The 17,721-nt window shown below is 34.3% G+C and carries 30 protein-coding genes; 28 read left to right on the top strand and 2 right to left on the bottom strand.

The window, feature by feature from the left end:
• Positions 1 to 100: 100 nt before the first annotated feature.
• Positions 101 to 1,264, bottom strand: a complete 1,164-nt coding sequence (locus B0A58_RS04245; protein WP_089080003.1) for a GNAT family N-acetyltransferase — start codon at positions 1,262 to 1,264, stop codon at positions 101 to 103.
• Between the two features lie 236 nt (positions 1,265 to 1,500).
• Positions 1,501 to 3,411: an ABC-F family ATP-binding cassette domain-containing protein gene (locus B0A58_RS04240; protein ID WP_014085027.1), complete on the bottom strand. Its 1,911-nt coding sequence runs from the start codon at positions 3,409 to 3,411 to the stop codon at positions 1,501 to 1,503.
• Positions 3,412 to 3,476: 65 nt separating this feature from the next.
• Between B0A58_RS04240 and B0A58_RS04235 the strand changes: the two genes are divergently transcribed.
• From B0A58_RS04235 to rpsK, 28 genes are all read left to right on the top strand, one after another.
• Positions 3,477 to 3,863 (top strand): DUF983 domain-containing protein, encoded by a 387-nt coding sequence (locus B0A58_RS04235; protein ID WP_089080009.1) that lies wholly within the window; start codon positions 3,477 to 3,479, stop codon positions 3,861 to 3,863.
• A gap of 119 nt (positions 3,864 to 3,982) precedes the next feature.
• Positions 3,983 to 4,801, top strand: a complete 819-nt coding sequence (map, locus tag B0A58_RS04230; protein ID WP_014085025.1) for a type I methionyl aminopeptidase — start codon at positions 3,983 to 3,985, stop codon at positions 4,799 to 4,801.
• Positions 4,802 to 4,828: 27 nt separating this feature from the next.
• On the top strand, positions 4,829 to 5,443 hold the full coding sequence (yihA, locus tag B0A58_RS04225; protein WP_014085024.1) for a ribosome biogenesis GTP-binding protein YihA/YsxC: 615 nt from the start codon (positions 4,829 to 4,831) through the stop codon (positions 5,441 to 5,443).
• 739 nt (positions 5,444 to 6,182) lie between these two features.
• A complete protein-coding gene (gene rplC / locus B0A58_RS04215) occupies positions 6,183 to 6,800 on the top strand; it encodes a 50S ribosomal protein L3 (RefSeq protein ID WP_014085023.1) in 618 nt (205 codons plus the stop codon).
• Positions 6,800 to 7,429, top strand: coding sequence for a 50S ribosomal protein L4 (gene rplD / locus B0A58_RS04210; protein ID WP_014085022.1), 630 nt, complete (start codon positions 6,800 to 6,802; stop codon positions 7,427 to 7,429). Before rplC ends, rplD begins: the two co-directional genes overlap by 1 nt.
• A gap of 7 nt (positions 7,430 to 7,436) precedes the next feature.
• On the top strand, positions 7,437 to 7,727 hold the full coding sequence (gene rplW / locus B0A58_RS04205) for a 50S ribosomal protein L23 (protein WP_089080001.1): 291 nt from the start codon (positions 7,437 to 7,439) through the stop codon (positions 7,725 to 7,727).
• A 6-nt stretch (positions 7,728 to 7,733) separates the two neighbouring features.
• Positions 7,734 to 8,558: a 50S ribosomal protein L2 gene (gene rplB / locus B0A58_RS04200; RefSeq protein ID WP_014085020.1), complete on the top strand. Its 825-nt coding sequence runs from the start codon at positions 7,734 to 7,736 to the stop codon at positions 8,556 to 8,558.
• Positions 8,559 to 8,565: 7 nt separating this feature from the next.
• Positions 8,566 to 8,844 (top strand): 30S ribosomal protein S19, encoded by a 279-nt coding sequence (gene rpsS, locus B0A58_RS04195; RefSeq protein WP_014085019.1) that lies wholly within the window; start codon positions 8,566 to 8,568, stop codon positions 8,842 to 8,844.
• Between the two features lie 6 nt (positions 8,845 to 8,850).
• Complete coding sequence (gene rplV, locus B0A58_RS04190) at positions 8,851 to 9,264, top strand: 50S ribosomal protein L22 (RefSeq protein WP_089080000.1); 414 nt, start codon at positions 8,851 to 8,853, stop codon at positions 9,262 to 9,264.
• A gap of 5 nt (positions 9,265 to 9,269) precedes the next feature.
• Positions 9,270 to 10,028 carry a 30S ribosomal protein S3 gene (gene rpsC / locus B0A58_RS04185; protein WP_014085017.1) on the top strand — a complete coding sequence of 253 codons (759 nt, stop codon included), beginning with the start codon at positions 9,270 to 9,272 and terminating at the stop codon, positions 10,026 to 10,028.
• Positions 10,029 to 10,047: 19 nt separating this feature from the next.
• Positions 10,048 to 10,473: a 50S ribosomal protein L16 gene (rplP, locus tag B0A58_RS04180; protein ID WP_014085016.1), complete on the top strand. Its 426-nt coding sequence runs from the start codon at positions 10,048 to 10,050 to the stop codon at positions 10,471 to 10,473.
• Positions 10,474 to 10,486: 13 nt separating this feature from the next.
• A complete protein-coding gene (rpmC, locus tag B0A58_RS04175; protein WP_014085015.1) occupies positions 10,487 to 10,678 on the top strand; it encodes a 50S ribosomal protein L29 in 192 nt (63 codons plus the stop codon).
• Positions 10,679 to 10,695: 17 nt separating this feature from the next.
• Positions 10,696 to 10,953: a 30S ribosomal protein S17 gene (rpsQ, locus tag B0A58_RS04170; protein WP_014085014.1), complete on the top strand. Its 258-nt coding sequence runs from the start codon at positions 10,696 to 10,698 to the stop codon at positions 10,951 to 10,953.
• Positions 10,954 to 10,955: 2 nt separating this feature from the next.
• Positions 10,956 to 11,324 (top strand): 50S ribosomal protein L14, encoded by a 369-nt coding sequence (gene rplN / locus B0A58_RS04165; protein WP_007803649.1) that lies wholly within the window; start codon positions 10,956 to 10,958, stop codon positions 11,322 to 11,324.
• An 11-nt stretch (positions 11,325 to 11,335) separates the two neighbouring features.
• Complete coding sequence (rplX, locus tag B0A58_RS04160; protein WP_014085013.1) at positions 11,336 to 11,650, top strand: 50S ribosomal protein L24; 315 nt, start codon at positions 11,336 to 11,338, stop codon at positions 11,648 to 11,650.
• Between the two features lie 2 nt (positions 11,651 to 11,652).
• The gene (gene rplE / locus B0A58_RS04155; RefSeq protein WP_014085012.1) at positions 11,653 to 12,204 is read left to right on the top strand and encodes a 50S ribosomal protein L5; all 552 of its coding nucleotides are present in this window, start codon (positions 11,653 to 11,655) and stop codon (positions 12,202 to 12,204) included.
• A gap of 3 nt (positions 12,205 to 12,207) precedes the next feature.
• Complete coding sequence (gene rpsN, locus B0A58_RS04150; RefSeq protein WP_014085011.1) at positions 12,208 to 12,477, top strand: 30S ribosomal protein S14; 270 nt, start codon at positions 12,208 to 12,210, stop codon at positions 12,475 to 12,477.
• A gap of 92 nt (positions 12,478 to 12,569) precedes the next feature.
• Complete coding sequence (gene rpsH / locus B0A58_RS04145; RefSeq protein WP_014085010.1) at positions 12,570 to 12,968, top strand: 30S ribosomal protein S8; 399 nt, start codon at positions 12,570 to 12,572, stop codon at positions 12,966 to 12,968.
• Between the two features lie 16 nt (positions 12,969 to 12,984).
• On the top strand, positions 12,985 to 13,527 hold the full coding sequence (rplF, locus tag B0A58_RS04140) for a 50S ribosomal protein L6 (RefSeq protein WP_014085009.1): 543 nt from the start codon (positions 12,985 to 12,987) through the stop codon (positions 13,525 to 13,527).
• 11 nt (positions 13,528 to 13,538) lie between these two features.
• The gene (gene rplR, locus B0A58_RS04135) at positions 13,539 to 13,889 is read left to right on the top strand and encodes a 50S ribosomal protein L18 (protein WP_014085008.1); all 351 of its coding nucleotides are present in this window, start codon (positions 13,539 to 13,541) and stop codon (positions 13,887 to 13,889) included.
• 5 nt (positions 13,890 to 13,894) lie between these two features.
• On the top strand, positions 13,895 to 14,419 hold the full coding sequence (rpsE, locus tag B0A58_RS04130) for a 30S ribosomal protein S5 (RefSeq protein ID WP_014085007.1): 525 nt from the start codon (positions 13,895 to 13,897) through the stop codon (positions 14,417 to 14,419).
• Positions 14,420 to 14,432: 13 nt separating this feature from the next.
• The gene (gene rpmD / locus B0A58_RS04125) at positions 14,433 to 14,615 is read left to right on the top strand and encodes a 50S ribosomal protein L30 (protein ID WP_014085006.1); all 183 of its coding nucleotides are present in this window, start codon (positions 14,433 to 14,435) and stop codon (positions 14,613 to 14,615) included.
• Positions 14,616 to 14,627: 12 nt separating this feature from the next.
• Entirely contained in the window at positions 14,628 to 15,080 is a 453-nt protein-coding gene (gene rplO / locus B0A58_RS04120) for a 50S ribosomal protein L15 (protein WP_014085005.1), read from the top strand.
• A 12-nt stretch (positions 15,081 to 15,092) separates the two neighbouring features.
• Entirely contained in the window at positions 15,093 to 16,454 is a 1,362-nt protein-coding gene (gene secY, locus B0A58_RS04115; RefSeq protein ID WP_014085004.1) for a preprotein translocase subunit SecY, read from the top strand.
• 4 nt (positions 16,455 to 16,458) lie between these two features.
• Positions 16,459 to 16,674 (top strand): translation initiation factor IF-1, encoded by a 216-nt coding sequence (infA, locus tag B0A58_RS04110; RefSeq protein ID WP_007136545.1) that lies wholly within the window; start codon positions 16,459 to 16,461, stop codon positions 16,672 to 16,674.
• 70 nt (positions 16,675 to 16,744) lie between these two features.
• The gene (ykgO, locus tag B0A58_RS04105) at positions 16,745 to 16,861 is read left to right on the top strand and encodes a type B 50S ribosomal protein L36 (protein WP_002987490.1); all 117 of its coding nucleotides are present in this window, start codon (positions 16,745 to 16,747) and stop codon (positions 16,859 to 16,861) included.
• 2 nt (positions 16,862 to 16,863) lie between these two features.
• Positions 16,864 to 17,238 (top strand): 30S ribosomal protein S13, encoded by a 375-nt coding sequence (gene rpsM / locus B0A58_RS04100; RefSeq protein WP_014085003.1) that lies wholly within the window; start codon positions 16,864 to 16,866, stop codon positions 17,236 to 17,238.
• An 8-nt stretch (positions 17,239 to 17,246) separates the two neighbouring features.
• Complete coding sequence (gene rpsK / locus B0A58_RS04095; protein WP_007803677.1) at positions 17,247 to 17,630, top strand: 30S ribosomal protein S11; 384 nt, start codon at positions 17,247 to 17,249, stop codon at positions 17,628 to 17,630.
• The last annotated feature ends 91 nt before the right edge of the window (positions 17,631 to 17,721 follow it).

Genomic DNA, 17,721 nt, shown 5'->3' with positions numbered 1-17,721 from the left:
TGTATATTTGGTATTACTACAACTTAAATTTTTCAAAAAAATTCTATAAGGCAGGGAAGGTATTGTTATTTATATCAAACACATGTGTAAAATCGCCCCATTATAATGATTCCTTAAAAGGGTTGCGTTCGTTCCAAATGGTTTTAGGCTCTAAAAAATCAAATAGTCGTGGCATCAAATAATTGATCCATTTGTTTTCGTGCTTGATTAATCCAAATACGGTTACGGGTTTTGCACCAACAGCACTTTTGATTTCTAAAGCCGTTCTTGAAAAAATTACTTTTTGAAATTGATGCTTGATAGAATACCCCAACATGTCATATAACATGTTTAAATACAGCATTTTATCTTTTTGAATATGGTGGTTGTACCCTAAAAAATACGTGTCGATGTGTTGATTGTTTTGAATCAATGTATTGAAGCCAATTAAATGACCGTCTAAAAAATAGCCATAAAACAAAAAACAATCGCCTAAATTTTGTTTCAAATTGCTAAAATGATTTGGTGCCAAAAAAAAAGTATTGAAAGGAGCATTTTGTGCTACATGCTCATATAAATTATGGATAGCGGGTTCATGTGCCTTAATAGCTTCAAAATCCATTTGTAGTTTTGTTATACCCGTTGCTTTTTTTCTAGCTCTTTTGTATTGATCTCTATATTTTTTACTCAACAAGGCAGTATAATCCTCTATTGATTGCCATTGTACTGGAATTTCAAAAACCATGTTTGGTTGGGTCGAAAAAACAAAATAATCTTTATATAATGTTGTATCAAATTGTTCAATAGTTTCTTTATCAAAATCTTTAAATGATGTTAAATGAATGGCAACACCTTTTTTAAGATAATTTTTGATGAGCATTTCCGACGCTTGCCGCAGCCAATACAAGCCTTCGCTCAACGGGATTGTTGCCGAAAAATAAAACGCATGTTGCCCCGTGAGCATGTTATTGCCCATAAACAATACATGCGAACTAAAATGTTTGAAAATAAAATTGCGAATACTTTTTTTTAAGCATTGGTCTCTATCTCCAAAGGATTTTAATTGATTCAAATCAACATATTGAGCCAAGGCAATACCTACTAAAAGGTTGTTTTGAAAAAATCCAAAAAAATGACATTTCATATTTTCGGGTGCCGATTGTTCTAATACTTTTAAATATTTTTTGGACAAAAAAATATTGTGTTGCCCCAATGCATCCCATTCTGAAGGGAGTTCGGAGGTGTATTGATACATTTTGAAAGTCCATTGGTTTGATTTTTCCATCTTTATTTTTGTTTAACTTTCAATTTTTGCCAGATTAGGATTTTATAGTCAATAAATAAACAACATTTGTAGTTTTATGATTTAATAGCTTTATTGTACCTTAAAATTTTTCAATACTTAAAACCATTTTTTATTCATTTGACCAAAAGTATAGATTGCACAGCACAAAACTTTGGCATATCAAATCATAGAAATAAGGGGCACCACGGCTTTTTAGGTGTTATAAAGAAATTTTATTAGCTAAAACTGTCTAATTCCTCTTGTACCATTTCCCATTGTACTAATAGGTCGTCCAATTCTTTTTTCTTTTTATGATATGCCGTAAAAAAATGGGCATCTTCTACATGTTTATCATAATTAGAAGCCAATGCTTTGTCGTCGTTTTGAATGTCTTTTTCCAATTGCTGAATTTGACTTTCTATTTTACTCAATTTATTTTGTAATGCTTTGCTCTTTTTTTGATCTTCATACGAAACCTTATTATTTTCTTTTGGAGTTTCACGCTTGATTTCTTCTTTTTTCTCCACTTCACGCATATTTTCCAAATTGCGTTGCTCCAAAAAATAGTTGATATCGCCAAGGTATTCTTTTATTTTTTGATCTTTAAATTCATACACAATATTAGACATTCCTTGCAAAAAATCCCTATCGTGCGACACTAATAATAGGGTGCCTTCAAATTTTTGTAAAGCGGCTTTCAACACGTTTTTAGACTTGATGTCCAAATGGTTTGTGGGTTCGTCCATTAGCAATACGTTGATGGGTTGGAGTAGTAATTTACACAAAGCCAATCGGTTACGTTCGCCACCAGAAAGTACTTTTACCTTTTTTTCCACATCGTCGCCTCTAAACAAAAACGACCCCAACATATCCCGAACTTTACTTCTGTTGGTATCCGTTGCGGCATCTTCCATGGTTTGGAGCAAAGTTATTTCGCCATCTAAATATTCGGCCTGATTTTGTGCAAAATACCCCAATTGTACATTGTGCCCCAGTTTGATAGTTCCTGTATATTCAAATTCATCGACAATTGCTTTGATAAACGTAGATTTGCCTTGTCCGTTTTGGCCAACAAAGGCAATTTTGCTGCCCCGTTCTACTAAAAGATTGATGTTTTCCAAAATAATTTTATCGCCATAACTTTTGCCAACATTTTCGGCCTCTACAACCACTTTTCCTGGTACTTTCGACAATGGAAAGGCAATATTCATAACCGAATTGTCGTCTTCATCAACCTCAATTCGCTCCACTTTATCCAATTTTTTTATCAACGATTGTGCCATAGAGGCTTTCGAAGCTTTGGCCCTAAATTTTTCTATCAATTTTTCGGTTTCCTCAATTTTTTTCTGCTGGTTTTTTTGAGTAGCCAATTGTTTTTCTCTTATTTCATGCCGCAATTCTAAATATTGCGAATAAGGTTTGTTAAAATCATACGCTTTGCCCAGCGAAATTTCGATAGTACGGTTTGTTACATTATCCAAAAACATTTTATCATGCGAAACAATGACCACTACACCAGGATAGCTACGCAAAAAATTTTCGAGCCAAATGATACTTTCTATATCCAAGTGGTTTGTGGGTTCGTCCAGCAATAAAATGTCGTTGGACTGCAGCAACAATTTGGCCAACTCAATTCGCATTCGCCATCCACCCGAAAAAGTTTCGGTTTGATTGTTAAACACCTCCCGTTTAAAACCCAATCCCAACAATATTTTCTCGGTATCGCCCACATAATTATAGCCTCCTAATAATTCAAACCGATGGGTTAAATCTGAAAGCTCTTCAATAATTTGCGAATATGCCTCGCTCTCATAATCTGTTCGGCTAACCAATTGGTGGTTTACCTCTTCTAGTTTTCGCTCTACTTCTTTTATATCTGTAAATGCCTGATAAGCCTCTTCCAAAACAGTTCTACCTCGTTCAAAATCAATATCTTGACGTAAAAAACCAATCCGAACTTCTTTCTCCGTGGCAATACTACCAGAGTCGGGGGCAATGTCTTTGGCCAATATCTTCAGCATGGTCGATTTTCCTGCACCATTTTTCCCTACCAGACCCACTCGATCGCCAGCACCCATTCTAAAAGTTACTTCTTCAAACAAGTAAGTTCCACCAAACGAAACCGATAAATTGTGTATGTTTAACATAATTATGTGACTATTGTTACAATTCAAAAAATACAATTACGTACCTTTGCTAAAAATTTATGCAAATGTTAAAAAAAGGATCCAAATTATATAGTATTTTTACAGGAACTTGTCCACAATGTCAAAAAGAAAATATGTATGTAGATAAAAACCTACTACATTTTTCAAATATATTAAAAATGAACGACAATTGCAGCCATTGTGGTTTGCAATATCAAATAGAGCCTTCATTTTTCTACGGTGCCATGTATGTAAGTTATGGTTTAAATGTAGCAGTAGGCATAGCTACTTTTATTATTGCTTATTATTTTTTAAATTTATCACAAATGCAAAGTTTTTTCACCATTATAGGTGTTTTAGTTTTGTCATTTCCAATGATTGCCAGAATGGCTCGTAATATTTATATCAATATTTTTATAAAATATGATAAAAAATACGAAAGCAACAATTAATTTATGTTGCTATTATATATTACATCGCTTAAATTGTTCTCGATACGACTTTTGAAACTATTGTTTAATCTACAAAAAAAATGTATTTTTGCAACTTCAAAAAAATAAATCTATTGTAGATGATAGTCCAAAAATCACGAGAACAAATTGAGTTGATGCGAGAAAGTGCCCTAATTGTTTCTAAAACATTAGGGATGATAGCAACAGAAATCAAAGAAGGAGTAACCACCTTATATTTAGACAAAAGAGCCGAAGAGTTTATCCGCGATCATGGAGCTGTTCCTAGTTTTTTAGGACTATATGGATTTCCTAACTCTTTGTGTATGAGCCCAAATGCTCAAGTAGTTCACGGCATCCCAAACAACAAACCACTTCAAAATGGCGATGTCATTTCTGTAGATTGTGGTGCTTATAAAAATGGCTTTCATGGGGATCATGCTTACTCATTTGAAATTGGCGAAGTAGCTCCAGAAGTCAAAAAATTATTGCAAATTACCAAAGAAAGTTTATACATAGGCATCAAACAGTTCAAAGCCGGCAATAGGGTAGGCGATGTAGGAGCTGCAATTCAAAACTACTGCGAATCGCATGGCTACGGTGTAGTCCGAGAATTAGTAGGGCATGGCGTTGGTCAAAAAATGCACGAAGCACCAGAAATGCCCAATTACGGCAAGCGTGGCAAAGGCAAACTTTTTGTAGAAGGTATGGTGGTAGCCATAGAACCCATGATCAATTTGGGTACCCGAAACGTCAAACAGCTCAAAGACGGTTGGACAATCCTAACAGCAGATGGCAAACCCAGTGCTCATTTTGAACACGATGTAGCCATCATAAACGGCAAACCAGAACTCCTTTCAACCTTCAAATATGTATATGAAGCCCTTGGAATTGTAAGCAACGAAGAAGATGAATTTCGTCAAAATCCGCTTTTAGTCTAATTATAAATTAATCAAAGCTTCAAAAAAATGAAAATCACTACGGCCGAATTTATTATTAGCAATTCAGATGTAAGCAAATGCCCTGCCGAATTTTTACCAGAATATGCCTTTATCGGAAGATCAAATGTAGGTAAATCATCGTTAATCAACATGCTTACCAACCATAAAAATTTAGCCAAAACATCGGGCAAACCAGGAAAAACACAACTAATCAACCATTTCAAAATCAACAACAATTGGTTTTTGGTCGATTTGCCAGGCTACGGATATGCCCGAGTATCCAAAAAAACCAAATCAGTTTTTCAACAATTCATAACCGATTATTTCGAAAAAAGACAACAACTCGTTTGTGCCTTCGTATTGATAGACATCAGGCTTGAAGCACAAAACATCGACATAGAATTCATGAGCTACATGGGCGAAAGCGAAATCCCTTTCTGTATCATTTTTACCAAAGCCGACAAACTAAGCAAAACCAAAATAGACTCCAATATTGCGGCCTACAAAAAAGCCATGATAAAAAACAATTGGACCGAAATGCCACAACATTTCATCACCTCCTCGCTTGATGCCACAGGCAAAGAAACCGTTTTAAACTATATTGAAGCCGTAAACAAAGACGTTTTTGGCAACGATTTCTAAAACATCAACCACCTTAACTATAAAACCCGCATCAAAAATAGCATAAACCAAGCCAAAATAGTCAATACACCATCCCATCCACCAAAAATATTGAACTTATACCTAATAAATACCATATTTGGTATAATAAACCATTTCAAATCAATAGGAGTTCATCCAGCTTTCCATTACAAGTCCTCCATCCAAAAGGGTTTTTTGTTTGCCACAAAAGGAGCTTCCGCTGGTCGCTCTTTTGTAGCAACAAAAAATCCCTTTTGGATTCTCGTACTTTTCATTACAATCTGGGCTAGGGCACCCCGTTTATCAAACAAACCCTTTCTTCAACAACAAACAAAATAATACAACCACAAATTTTGAAGATCAATTTTCAATAAACCATACAACTTTACCAAAAAAACAATCAGCAATCCACACAAAGTGGCAAAGCCAAAACATTTTCAAAAAAAACAAATATATCGAGCCATGTTACATATATATTTTTGAAAAAATATTCAAAAAATAAACAAATCGAAGTATAAAAGAAGCAAAAAAACAACCCTAAAAAACGCAAATAGTACCATTCCAAAACAAAAAAATAAGCCATTGAAAATGAATAGATTAATAAAAAACAGTAAAATCAGAAAGAACAAAAATTAACTTTAAATTATTATTTGGTAGTTACAAAATAAATTGTATCTTTGCACGCTCGAAAGAAAAGGTGTAACATCTTTTCTAATTATCTAATTAATAAATGTTTAATATGTCTGGGTTAATCGGAAGAAAAATTGGCATGACCAGTATCTTTGACGAAAATGGAAAAAACATTCCATGTACCGTAATAGAAGCTGGCCCATGCGTTGTTACCCAAGTCAGAACCAAAGCGGTCGACGGGTACGAAGCGTTGCAACTTGGTTTCGATGACAAAAACGAGAAACATTCCACCAAAGCGGCTTTAGGTCACTTTAAAAAGGCTGGAACTGTTGCTAAGAAAAAAGTCGTTGAATTCCAGGATTTTGCAACCGAACAAAAATTAGGAGATCTAATAGATGTTTCTATTTTTGAAGAAGGCGAGTTTGTAGATGTACAAGGCGTTTCAAAAGGAAAAGGTTTTCAGGGGGTAGTAAAACGTCACGGATTTGGTGGTGTTGGTCAATCTACTCACGGACAACACAACCGATTGAGAGCCCCAGGATCTGTAGGAGCTTCATCTTATCCATCACGAGTATTCAAAGGAATGCGAATGGCTGGAAGAATGGGAGGAGAAAATGTAAAAGTTCAAAACCTTAGAGTTTTAAAAGTAGTAGCTGAAAAGAACCTACTTGTAATCAAAGGATGCGTTCCTGGATGTAAAAACTCTTACGTAATCATTCAGAAGTAATGGAAGTAAAAGTATTAGATTTCAACGGAAAAGATACTGGAAGAAAAGTACAACTTTCTGATTCAGTATTCGCAATCGAACCTAACAAACACGCTGTATATCTTGATGTAAAGCAATATCTTGCAAACCAACGTCAAGGAACGCACAAAGCCAAAGAAAGAGCAGAAGTAGCGGGAAGTACACGTAAAATTAAAAAACAAAAAGGGACAGGAACTGCAAGAGCAGGAAGCAAAAAAAGCCCATTGTTTAAAGGTGGTGGAACGGTTTTTGGACCAAGACCAAGAAGTTATTCATTCAAATTGAATAAAAACTTGAAAAGATTGGCCAGAAAATCAGCGTTCTCAATCAAAGCCAAAGAATCAAACATTATTGTTGTAGAAGACTTTAGTTTTGAAGCTCCAAGCACTAAAAATTTCACTAATGTTTTGAAAGCTTTAGGGTTAGAAAATAAAAAATCTTTATTTGTATTGGGAGATTCAAATAAAAATGTATATTTGTCCTCACGCAATTTAAAGGCTTCTAGTGTTGTAACTAATTCAGAATTAAGCACTTATGCAATTTTGAACGCTAATAACTTAGTGCTTTTGGAAGGTTCTTTAGAAGGAATTGAAGAAAATTTAAGCAAATAATAGGAAAATGAGCATTATAATTAAGCCTATAGTAACTGAAAAAGTAACCAAAGAAAGTGAAGTTTTGAATCGCTATGGTTTTTTCGTGAACAAAAAAGCAAACAAAGTTGAAATCAGAAAAGCAGTTGAAGCTATATATGGTGTAAGCGTTGTAAGTGTAAACACGATGAATGTAAGACCAGATAGAACAACAAAATACACTAAAAGTGGTTTAATCAGCGGAAAAACAAATGCAGAGAAAAAAGCATTTGTACAAGTAAAAGAAGGAGAATCAATTGATTTTTACAACAATATCTAAGATACAATGTCAGTAAGAAAATTAAAACCTATTACCCCAGGTCAGCGATTTAGAGTTGTGAATGGTTATGACGCCATTACAACTGATAAGCCGGAACGCTCTTTGATAGCACCGATAAAAAACTCTGGAGGTAGAAATAGTCAAGGAAAGATGACCATGCGTTATACGGGTGGTGGTCATAAGCAACGTTATCGTATCATCGATTTTAAAAGAACTAAAGTTGGAATTCCAGCCACAGTAAAATCTATTGAGTACGATCCAAACAGAACTGCTTTTATAGCTTTGTTAGCTTATGCTGATGGAGAAAAAACTTACGTTATTGCTCAAAATGGTTTGAAAGTAGGTCAGAAATTAGTTTCTGGACCAGATTCACAACCAGAAATTGGCAATACACTACCATTAAGCAAAATACCATTAGGAACCGTAATTTCATGTATTGAATTACGTCCAGGACAAGGAGCTGTTATCGCTCGTTCTGCGGGTACATTTGCACAATTAATGGCAAGAGACGGAAAATTTGCAACAATCAAAATGCCATCAGGCGAAACAAGATTAATCTTGTTGACTTGCTCTGCAACTATTGGAGCAGTATCAAATTCTGATCATCAATTAGTAGTATCTGGAAAAGCAGGTAGAACAAGATGGTTAGGAAGACGACCAAGAACAAGACCTGTAGCAATGAACCCTGTTGATCACCCTATGGGAGGTGGAGAAGGCCGTTCTTCTGGAGGACATCCACGTTCAAGAAAAGGAATACCTGCAAAAGGTTATAGAACGCGTTCTAAGAAAAATCCGAGTAACAAGTATATTGTAGAACGTAGAAAGAAATAAGTAAGATATGGCACGTTCATTAAAAAAAGGACCTTTCGTTCATTATAAGTTAGACAAGAAAGTTCAAGAAAACATAGAAAAAGGAAACAAAGGAGTAGTAAAGACTTGGTCTAGAGCTTCGATGATAACACCAGACTTTGTTGGACAAACAATCGCAGTTCATAACGGTCGTCAATTTGTACCAGTTTACGTAACAGAAAACATGGTAGGACACAAACTAGGAGAGTTTTCACCAACTAGATCTTTTAGAGGTCATGCTGGAGCAAAAAATAAAGGTAAAAAATAAGAAGCAATGGGAGTTCGTAAAAGAGAAACAGCAGATGCAAGAAAAGAGGCTAACAAGTCTATTGCTTTTGCAAAATTGAATAACTGCCCTACTTCACCTAGAAAAATGCGCTTAGTAGCAGATCTAGTAAGAGGACAGAAGGTAGAAAGAGCACTAAATATATTAAGATTTAGTACAAAAGAGGCATCAAGAAAATTAGAAAAATTAGTATTATCTGCTATCAACAATTGGGAGCAAAAAAATGCTGATGCTAATTTAGAAGAAGCAGGCCTTTTTGTTAAAGAGATCAGGGTAGATGGAGGAATGATGTTAAAAAGACTTCGTCCAGCACCTCAAGGTCGTGCACACAGAATAAGAAAACGTTCTAACCACGTAACCATCGTATTAGGACAAATAGATAACACACAAAGCAATTCATAAGCAGCATGGGACAAAAGACAAATCCAATTGGAAATAGACTTGGTATCATCAGAGGATGGGATTCAAACTGGTTCGGTGGAAATGATTATGGCGATAAATTAGCCGAAGATTATAAAATCAGAAAGTACATTCATGCTCGTTTATCAAAAGCAAGTGTATCAAAAGTAATTATTGAAAGAACTTTAAAACTTGTAACCGTTACTATCACTACGGCCAGACCTGGTATCATTATCGGAAAAGGTGGTCAAGAGGTAGACAAGTTGAAAGAAGAACTTAAAAAAGTTACTGACAAAGAGGTACAAATCAATATCTTTGAAATCAAAAGACCTGAATTAGATGCTTATTTAGTTGCAACAAGCATCTGCCGTCAAATTGAAAGCCGTATTTCATACAGAAGAGCTATTAAAATGGCAATTGCTTCAACCATGCGAATGAACGCAGAAGGAATTAAAGTTTTAATATCTGGACGTTTGAATGGAGCTGAAATGGCACGTTCAGAAGGTTTTAAAGAAGGAAGAATACCGCTATCAACTTTTAGAGCTGATATTGATTATGCTTTGGCAGAAGCGCATACTACTTATGGTAGAATGGGTATCAAAGTATGGATCATGAAAGGTGAAGTTTATGGGAAGAGAGATCTTTCTCCACTAGCTGGAATGGATAAAAAACAATCTGGAACCGGTGGTGGTAAAGGTGGAGATGCTCCAAGAGGCAAATCTAACTTTAATAAAGGTGGAAAATCAGACGCTCGTAAAAGAAAGTAATTATTTAAATTAAAGAAAAATGTTACAGCCTAAAAGAACAAAATACCGTAAGGTACAAAAAGGTAGAATGAAAGGTAACTCTCAAAGAGGTCATGAACTTTCTAATGGCATGTTTGGAATCAAATCTGTACATGAAGATGGAATGTTTTTAACATCACGTCAAATAGAGGCCGCTCGTATTGCAGCAACTCGTTTCATGAAAAGAGAGGGTCAGTTATGGATCAAAATTTTCCCAGACAAACCAATTACAAAAAAGCCTCTTGAAGTACGTATGGGTAAAGGTAAAGGAGCCGTAGAATATTGGGCTGCCGTTGTTAAACCTGGAAAAATTATGTTTGAAGTTGGTGGTGTGCCATTGTCTGTTGCAAAAGAAGCATTAAGATTGGCAGCTCAAAAATTACCAGTAAAAACAAAATTTGTCGTTGCTAGAGATTTCGAAGCATAATTAATATTATATTATGAAACAATCAGAAATAAAAAATCTTTCTGCAGCGGAGTTGCAAGAGAAATTAAGCCAAACCAAAAAAGTATATGCTGATTTGAAAATGGCTCACGCTATCTCACCAATTGAAAACCCACTTCAAATTAGAAGTATAAGACGATCAATTGCTCGAATAGCTACAGAACTTACTAAAAGAGAGTTACAATAATTGTATTCTGCTGAAAGATGGAAAAAAGAAATTTAAGAAAAGAGAGAATTGGTGTTGTTACTTCAAACAAAATGGATAAATCTATTGTAGTTGCTGAAGTACGTAAAGTAAAACACCCTTTATACGGTAAGTTCGTGTTGAAAACAAAAAAATATGTTGCACACGACGAAACAAACGACTGTAACATTGGAGATACTGTAAAGATAAGCGAAACTCGCCCTTTGAGTAAATCTAAATGTTGGAGATTAGTTGAAATCATTGAAAGAGCTAAATAATTATGGTACAACAAGAATCAAGACTAAAAGTAGCAGATAACACGGGAGCAAAAGAAGTTTTAACTATCCGTGTTTTAGGAGGTACCAAAAGAAGGTATGCCTCTGTTGGAGACAAGATTGTAGTTTCTATTAAAGATGCAACTCCAAACGGAAACGTAAAAAAAGGAGCTGTTTCAACTGCAGTTGTTGTACGTACCAAAAAAGAAGTAAGAAGAGCCGATGGTTCATATATCAGATTTGATGACAACGCTTGTGTGTTGTTAAACGCAGCTGGTGAAATGAGAGGCACTCGTGTTTTTGGTCCGGTAGCAAGAGAACTTCGTGAAAAACAATTCATGAAAATTGTATCATTAGCACCTGAAGTGCTTTAATTATTATTGAAATGATAAAGCTAAAAATTAAAACAGGAGACATCGTAAGAGTAATTGCTGGAGACCACAAAGGGGCAGAAGGCAAAGTACTAAAAGTGGATCGTGAGAAAAACAAAGCGATTGTAGAGGCTGTAAATATGGTTTCTAAACATACAAAACCAAGTGCAAAAAATCCACAAGGTGGTATTGTGAAAAAAGAAGCTCCTATTCAAATTTCAAACATAGCTCTAATTGATCCTAAAACAAAGGAAACTACTAGAGTTGGAATAAGAATAGAAGGAGATAAAAAAGTAAGATTTTCAAAAAAATCTAATCAAGTATTATAGTAATGGCTTATATACCTAGACTAAAAGATGAATATAAGAGCAGAGTTATTGCTGCTCTTACAGAAGAATTCGGTTACAAAAACGTAATGCAAGTTCCAAAATTGGAAAAAATCGTTTTGAGTAAAGGAGTTGGTGCAGCAGTATCTGACAAAAAATTAATTGACTATGCAGTTGATGAATTGACTAAGATTACTGGACAAAAAGCAGTTTCCACTATTTCTAAAAAAGACGTTGCGTCTTTTAAATTAAGAAAAGGAATGCCAATTGGTGCAAAAGTAACATTGCGTGGCGAAAGAATGTATGAGTTTTTAGATAGACTAATTACATCAGCATTGCCACGAGTTAGAGACTTTAGCGGAATTAAAGCTACTGGTTTTGACGGACGAGGAAATTACAACCTTGGTGTTTTAGAACAAATCATTTTCCCTGAAATTGATATTGATAAAGTAAATAAAATATCTGGTATGGATATCACTTTTGTTACGTCTGCAAGTACAGATAAAGAAGCAAAATCTTTGTTATCTCAATTAGGATTACCTTTTAAAAAGAATTAAGACATGGCAAAAGAATCAATGAAAGCCCGTGAGGTAAAAAGAGAAAAAACTGTTGCAAAGTATGCCGAAAAAAGAAAAGCTTTATTAGAAGCTGGAGATTATGAAGGTTTACAAAAATTACCTAAAAATGCTTCGCCAGTTCGTTTACACAATCGTTGTAAATTAACTGGAAGACCTAGAGGGTATATGCGTCAGTTTGGTATTTCTCGTGTTACATTCCGTGAAATGGCTAACCAAGGATTAATTCCTGGAGTTAAAAAAGCGAGCTGGTAATTGCCAGAAAGAGCTGTTTTAAAATTAATTTAATTGATTTTAGGTTCAATAAAATAATTTTATTGAAAACCGGAATCGCAAATATAAAGTAAATGAATACAGATCCTATTGCAGATTATTTAACAAGAATTAGAAATGCGGTAGCAGCTAACCACAAAGTGGTGCAAATACCTGCTTCTAATCTTAAAAAAGAAATCACCAAGATTTTATTTGATCAAGGATATATTTTAAGTTACAAATTTGAAGAGAACGCTGTACAAGGTTCAATCAAAATTGCTTTGAAGTATGATAAAGATACTAAAGAGCCTGTAATTAAAGATATTCAAAGAATTAGTAAACCTGGTTTACGTAAATATGCGGGTGCTTCTAAACTTCCTAGAATCCTTAACGGATTAGGAATTGCTATTGTTTCAACTTCTAAAGGTTTAATGACTGGAAAGCAAGCAAAACAATTGAATGTTGGTGGAGAAGTAATTTGTTACGTATACTAATAATTAAGACTACAATATGTCAAGAATAGGTAAAAATCCAATTGTAGTTCCAGCCGGAGTAACAGTAGATGTTCAGGAAGGTGTAATTACAGTAAAAGGAAAATTAGGTCAACTAACACAAGAGTTTTCGGATGTAAGTGTAAAAGTTGAAGGCGATCAAGTTATAGTAGAAAGATCGTCTGATCATAAAAACCATAGAGCAAAACACGGTTTGTACAGATCATTAGTCAATAATATGATTATTGGAGTGTCTGAAGGTTTTACCAAATCTTTGGAGTTGGTTGGAGTTGGTTATAGAGCTTCAAATCAAGGTCAAAAATTAGATTTGGCTCTTGGATTCTCACACAATATTATTTTAGAAGTAGCTCCTGAGGTAACTTTGGAAACTATTTCAGAAAAAGGGAAGAATCCAATTGTGAAATTAACATCATTTGACAAACAACTTTTGGGTCAAATTGCGGCAAAAATTAGAGGTTTCCGTAAACCAGAACCTTACAAAGGAAAAGGTGTTAAATTCGTAGGTGAAGTATTAAGAAGAAAAGCAGGTAAATCAGCTTAAAAAATAAGATTATGTCATTAACAAAATCTGATAGAAGACAGAGAATTAGATATAGAATAAGAAAAACAATTAGTGGTACTACTGCTAAACCTAGACTTTCTGTATTTAGAAGTAATAAAGAAATTTATGCTCAATTAATTGACGACGTAAATGGAGTTACTTTGTTAGCTGCATCTTCAAGAGAAAAAGAAATAGGAAAAGGTACGAATGTTGAAGTAGCTTCAGCTGTTGGTAAACTTGTTGCCGAAAAGGCTTTAAAAGCTGGAATCGAAACAGTAACATTTGATAGAGGAGGTTATTTATATCATGGTCGTATTAAATCATTAGCAGAAGGCGCAAGAGCTGCTGGACTTAAATTCTAATATATATGTCTAATAAATACAAGAATGTAGAGTTTGTAAAACCAAGTGGATTAGAATTAAAAGATCGTTTGGTAAGTGTAAATCGTGTTACTAAAGTTACAAAAGGGGGTAGAGCATTTGGCTTTTCTGCTATTGTAGTGGTTGGTGATGAAAATGGTGTAGTGGGTCATGGTTTAGGAAAATCTAAAGATGTATCTGAAGCGATTGCTAAAGCAGTTGAAGATGCTAAGAAAAATTTAGTAAAAATTCCTTTGAATGGTCAATCTGTACCACACGAACAAAAAGGTAAATTTGGTGGTGCACGTGTATTTTTAATTCCTGCCTCTCATGGTACTGGAGTTATTGCTGGTGGTGCTGTTCGTTCAGTACTTGAATCAGTAGGTATTCATGATGTATTATCAAAATCTCAAGGATCGTCTAACCCTCACAACGTAGTAAAAGCTACTTTTGATGCATTATTGCAAATGAGAAGTGCTCATACGGTTGCAAAACAAAGAGGGGTTTCATTAGAAAAAGTTTTTAAAGGTTAATTCAACGGAAATTATGGCTAAGTTATTAGTAAAACAAGTTAGAAGTAAAATCAATTGTCCTCTTACACAAAAAAGAGGATTAGAGGCTTTAGGACTTCGTAAAATGGGACAAGTAGTAGAGCATGAATCAAATGCTACTATACTTGGGATGATAAACAAAGTAAAACACTTAGTTTCTGTTGAAGAAGCTAAATAATTAATTACAGTTATGAATTTAAGTAATTTACAACCTGCTGAAGGATCAACACACAATCAAAATAAAAGATTAGGTAGAGGCGAAGGTTCTGGAAAAGGTGGTACTTCTGCAAGAGGACACAAAGGAGCAAAATCACGTTCTGGTTATTCAAAAAAGATTGGTTTTGAAGGTGGTCAAATGCCACTTCAAAGACGTGTGCCTAAGTTTGGTTTTAAAAACATTAATCGTAAAAATTACGAAGGTGTAAATTTAGATACGCTTCAATTATTAGTTGATAATGGTGCGATTCAAGATACTGTTGATATGTCAGTATTTGTTCAAAATCGTTTAGCTACTAAAAATGAAATTGTTAAAATTTTAGGTAGAGGCGAGCTTAAAGCAAAATTAAAAGTAACTGCTCATAAATTTACTGCTTCTGCAAAAGCTGCTATTGAAGCAGCAGGTGGTGAAGCTGTAACATTGTAAAATTCAATCAAGATGAAGAAATTTATTGAATCATTTATTAATGTTTGGAAAATCGAAGAACTAAAAAATAGAATCCTCATTACTTTGGGGCTTCTATTAGTTTATCGATTTGGAGCGCATGTTACGCTTCCAGGTATTGATGCTACAAAATTAGATCAACTTTCAAATCAAACTAGTGAAGGTATTGGTTGGTTAATCAACGTTTTTACAGGTGGTGCGTTTTCTAAAGCTTCTGTATTTGCATTAGGTATTATGCCTTATATATCTGCTTCTATTGTGGTGCAGTTAATGGGAATTGCTATTCCTTATTTGCAAAAACTTCAAAAAGATGGCGAGAGCGGAAGAAAGAAAATTAACCAAATTACCCGTTGGTTAACTATTTTGATTACATTAGTACAAGGTCCAGGTTATATTTATAATCTTTACAGAACGATACCAAATGCAATTATTTCTTCAACTAATCCAGAGTTGATTTCTGAGTTTTCTTTCCTATTTTCATCCGTAACGATATTAGTAACAGGGACTATTTTTGCTATGTGGTTGGGTGAAAAAATTACAGACAAAGGTATCGGAAATGGTATTTCTTTGTTGATAATGATTGGAATTTTGGCTAGAATGCCTCAAGCTTTTATTCAAGAGTTCTCGTCTGTTGTTTCTCAAAATAATGGAGGACCTATGTTAATTGTTTTTGAAATAATTATTTGGTTTTTAGTAATCATTGCTTGTGTATTGCTAGTGATGGCTGTTCGTAAAATACCTGTACAGTATGCAAGACGTACTGCTTCGGGCGATTTTGAACAAGATATGCTAGATGCTAACAGACAATGGATTCCATTAAAATTAAATGCTTCGGGAGTTATGCCAATAATTTTTGCTCAGGCTATTATGTTTATACCTTCTGCAATTGCAGGATTGTCTAAAACATCTGAAACTGCTCAATCTATTAGTGCAGCTTTTAGTAATATTTTTGGACTATGGTATAATGTTGTTTTTGCTACATTGATTGTTGTATTTACCTATTTATATACTGCAATTACAGTTCCAACCAATAAAATGGCAGATGATTTAAAAAGAAGCGGTGGTTTTATCCCTGGAATTAAGCCAGGTGCAGAAACATCTGACTTTTTAGACCACTTAATGTCATTAATTACTTTGCCAGGTGCATTATTTTTAGCATTGATAGCTATATTTCCAGCAATTGTTGTAAATTTGCTCAATGTTCAACAATCATGGGCATTATTCTTTGGAGGTACCTCTTTAATTATTATGGTAGGTGTTGTTATTGATACTATTCAACAAATTAACACTTATTTATTGAATAAAGAATATGATGGTTTAATGAAAACAGGCAAAAATAGAAAAGCATTAGCTTAATATTATGGCAAAACAATCAGCAATAGAACAAGACGGATCGATAATCGAAGCATTATCTAATGCAATGTTTCGAGTAGAATTAGAAAATGGACATATTGTAATAGCTCATATTTCTGGAAAAATGCGTATGCATTATATTAAATTATTACCTGGTGATAAAGTTAAGTTAGAAATGAGTCCTTACGATTTGTCAAAAGCAAGAATTACTTATAGATATTAAATAAGCAATAAGCAATAGGCAAGTACATTTTATGTTTAGCGTAAGGCATATAGCAAAAAGCAATTAAAAAATGAAAGTAAGAGCATCAGTTAAAAAAAGAAGTGCCGAGTGCATTATTGTACGTCGTAAAGGCAGATTATACGTGATTAACAAAAAGAATCCTAGATTTAAACAAAGACAAGGATAATTATGGCAAGAATTGCAGGGGTAGATATCCCAAAAAACAAGAGAGGTGTTATTGCACTTACCTATATCTTCGGAATAGGAAATAGTAGAGCTATTGAGATTTTAGATAAAGCTCAAGTTAGCCAAGACAAGAAAGTTAATGAATGGAATGACGACGAAATTGGAGCCATCAGGGATGCCGTTTCTTCTTTTAAAATTGAAGGAGAATTGCGTTCTGAAATATCTTTAAACATCAAACGTTTGATGGATATTGGATGCTACAGAGGAATCCGTCATAGATCTGGACTTCCATTAAGAGGTCAAAGAACTAAAAATAATTCTAGAACTAGAAAAGGTAAAAGAAAAACTGTTGCGAACAAGAAAAAAGCAACTAAATAATAAGTAATATGGCTAAAGCAACTGCAAAAAAACGTAAAGTTATTGTTGAGTCAACTGGAGAAGCTCATATTTCTGCTACTTTCAACAACATCATCATTTCTTTGACAAACAAAAAAGGTGAAGTGATTTCATGGTCTTCAGCTGGTAAAATGGGCTTCAGAGGTTCTAAAAAGAATACTCCTTATGCAGCTCAAATGGCCGCAGAAGATTGTAGTAAAGTAGCTCTTGAAGCTGGATTGAAAAAAGTTAAAGTTTATGTAAAAGGACCAGGTAACGGACGTGAGTCTGCTATACGTTCCATACATAATGGAGGAATTGAAGTTACAGAAATTATTGATGTAACACCAATGCCTCATAACGGATGTCGTCCTCCAAAAAGACGTAGAGTATAATTTTATAAAGTAAATAGTATAACAAGGTAGCAACATAATTATCGAAGGATTTGACCTGAATTCATAATTTCTACCTTAAATTTTTAAAAAA

Origin of the sequence: Flavobacterium branchiophilum NBRC 15030 = ATCC 35035 (assembly GCF_002217205.1) — a bacterium.
GTDB classification, from domain to species: Bacteria; Bacteroidota; Bacteroidia; order Flavobacteriales; family Flavobacteriaceae; genus Flavobacterium; species Flavobacterium branchiophilum.
The sequence above is the reverse complement of the archived record's forward strand: the minus strand, read 5'-3'. Positions and strand labels throughout refer to the sequence as shown.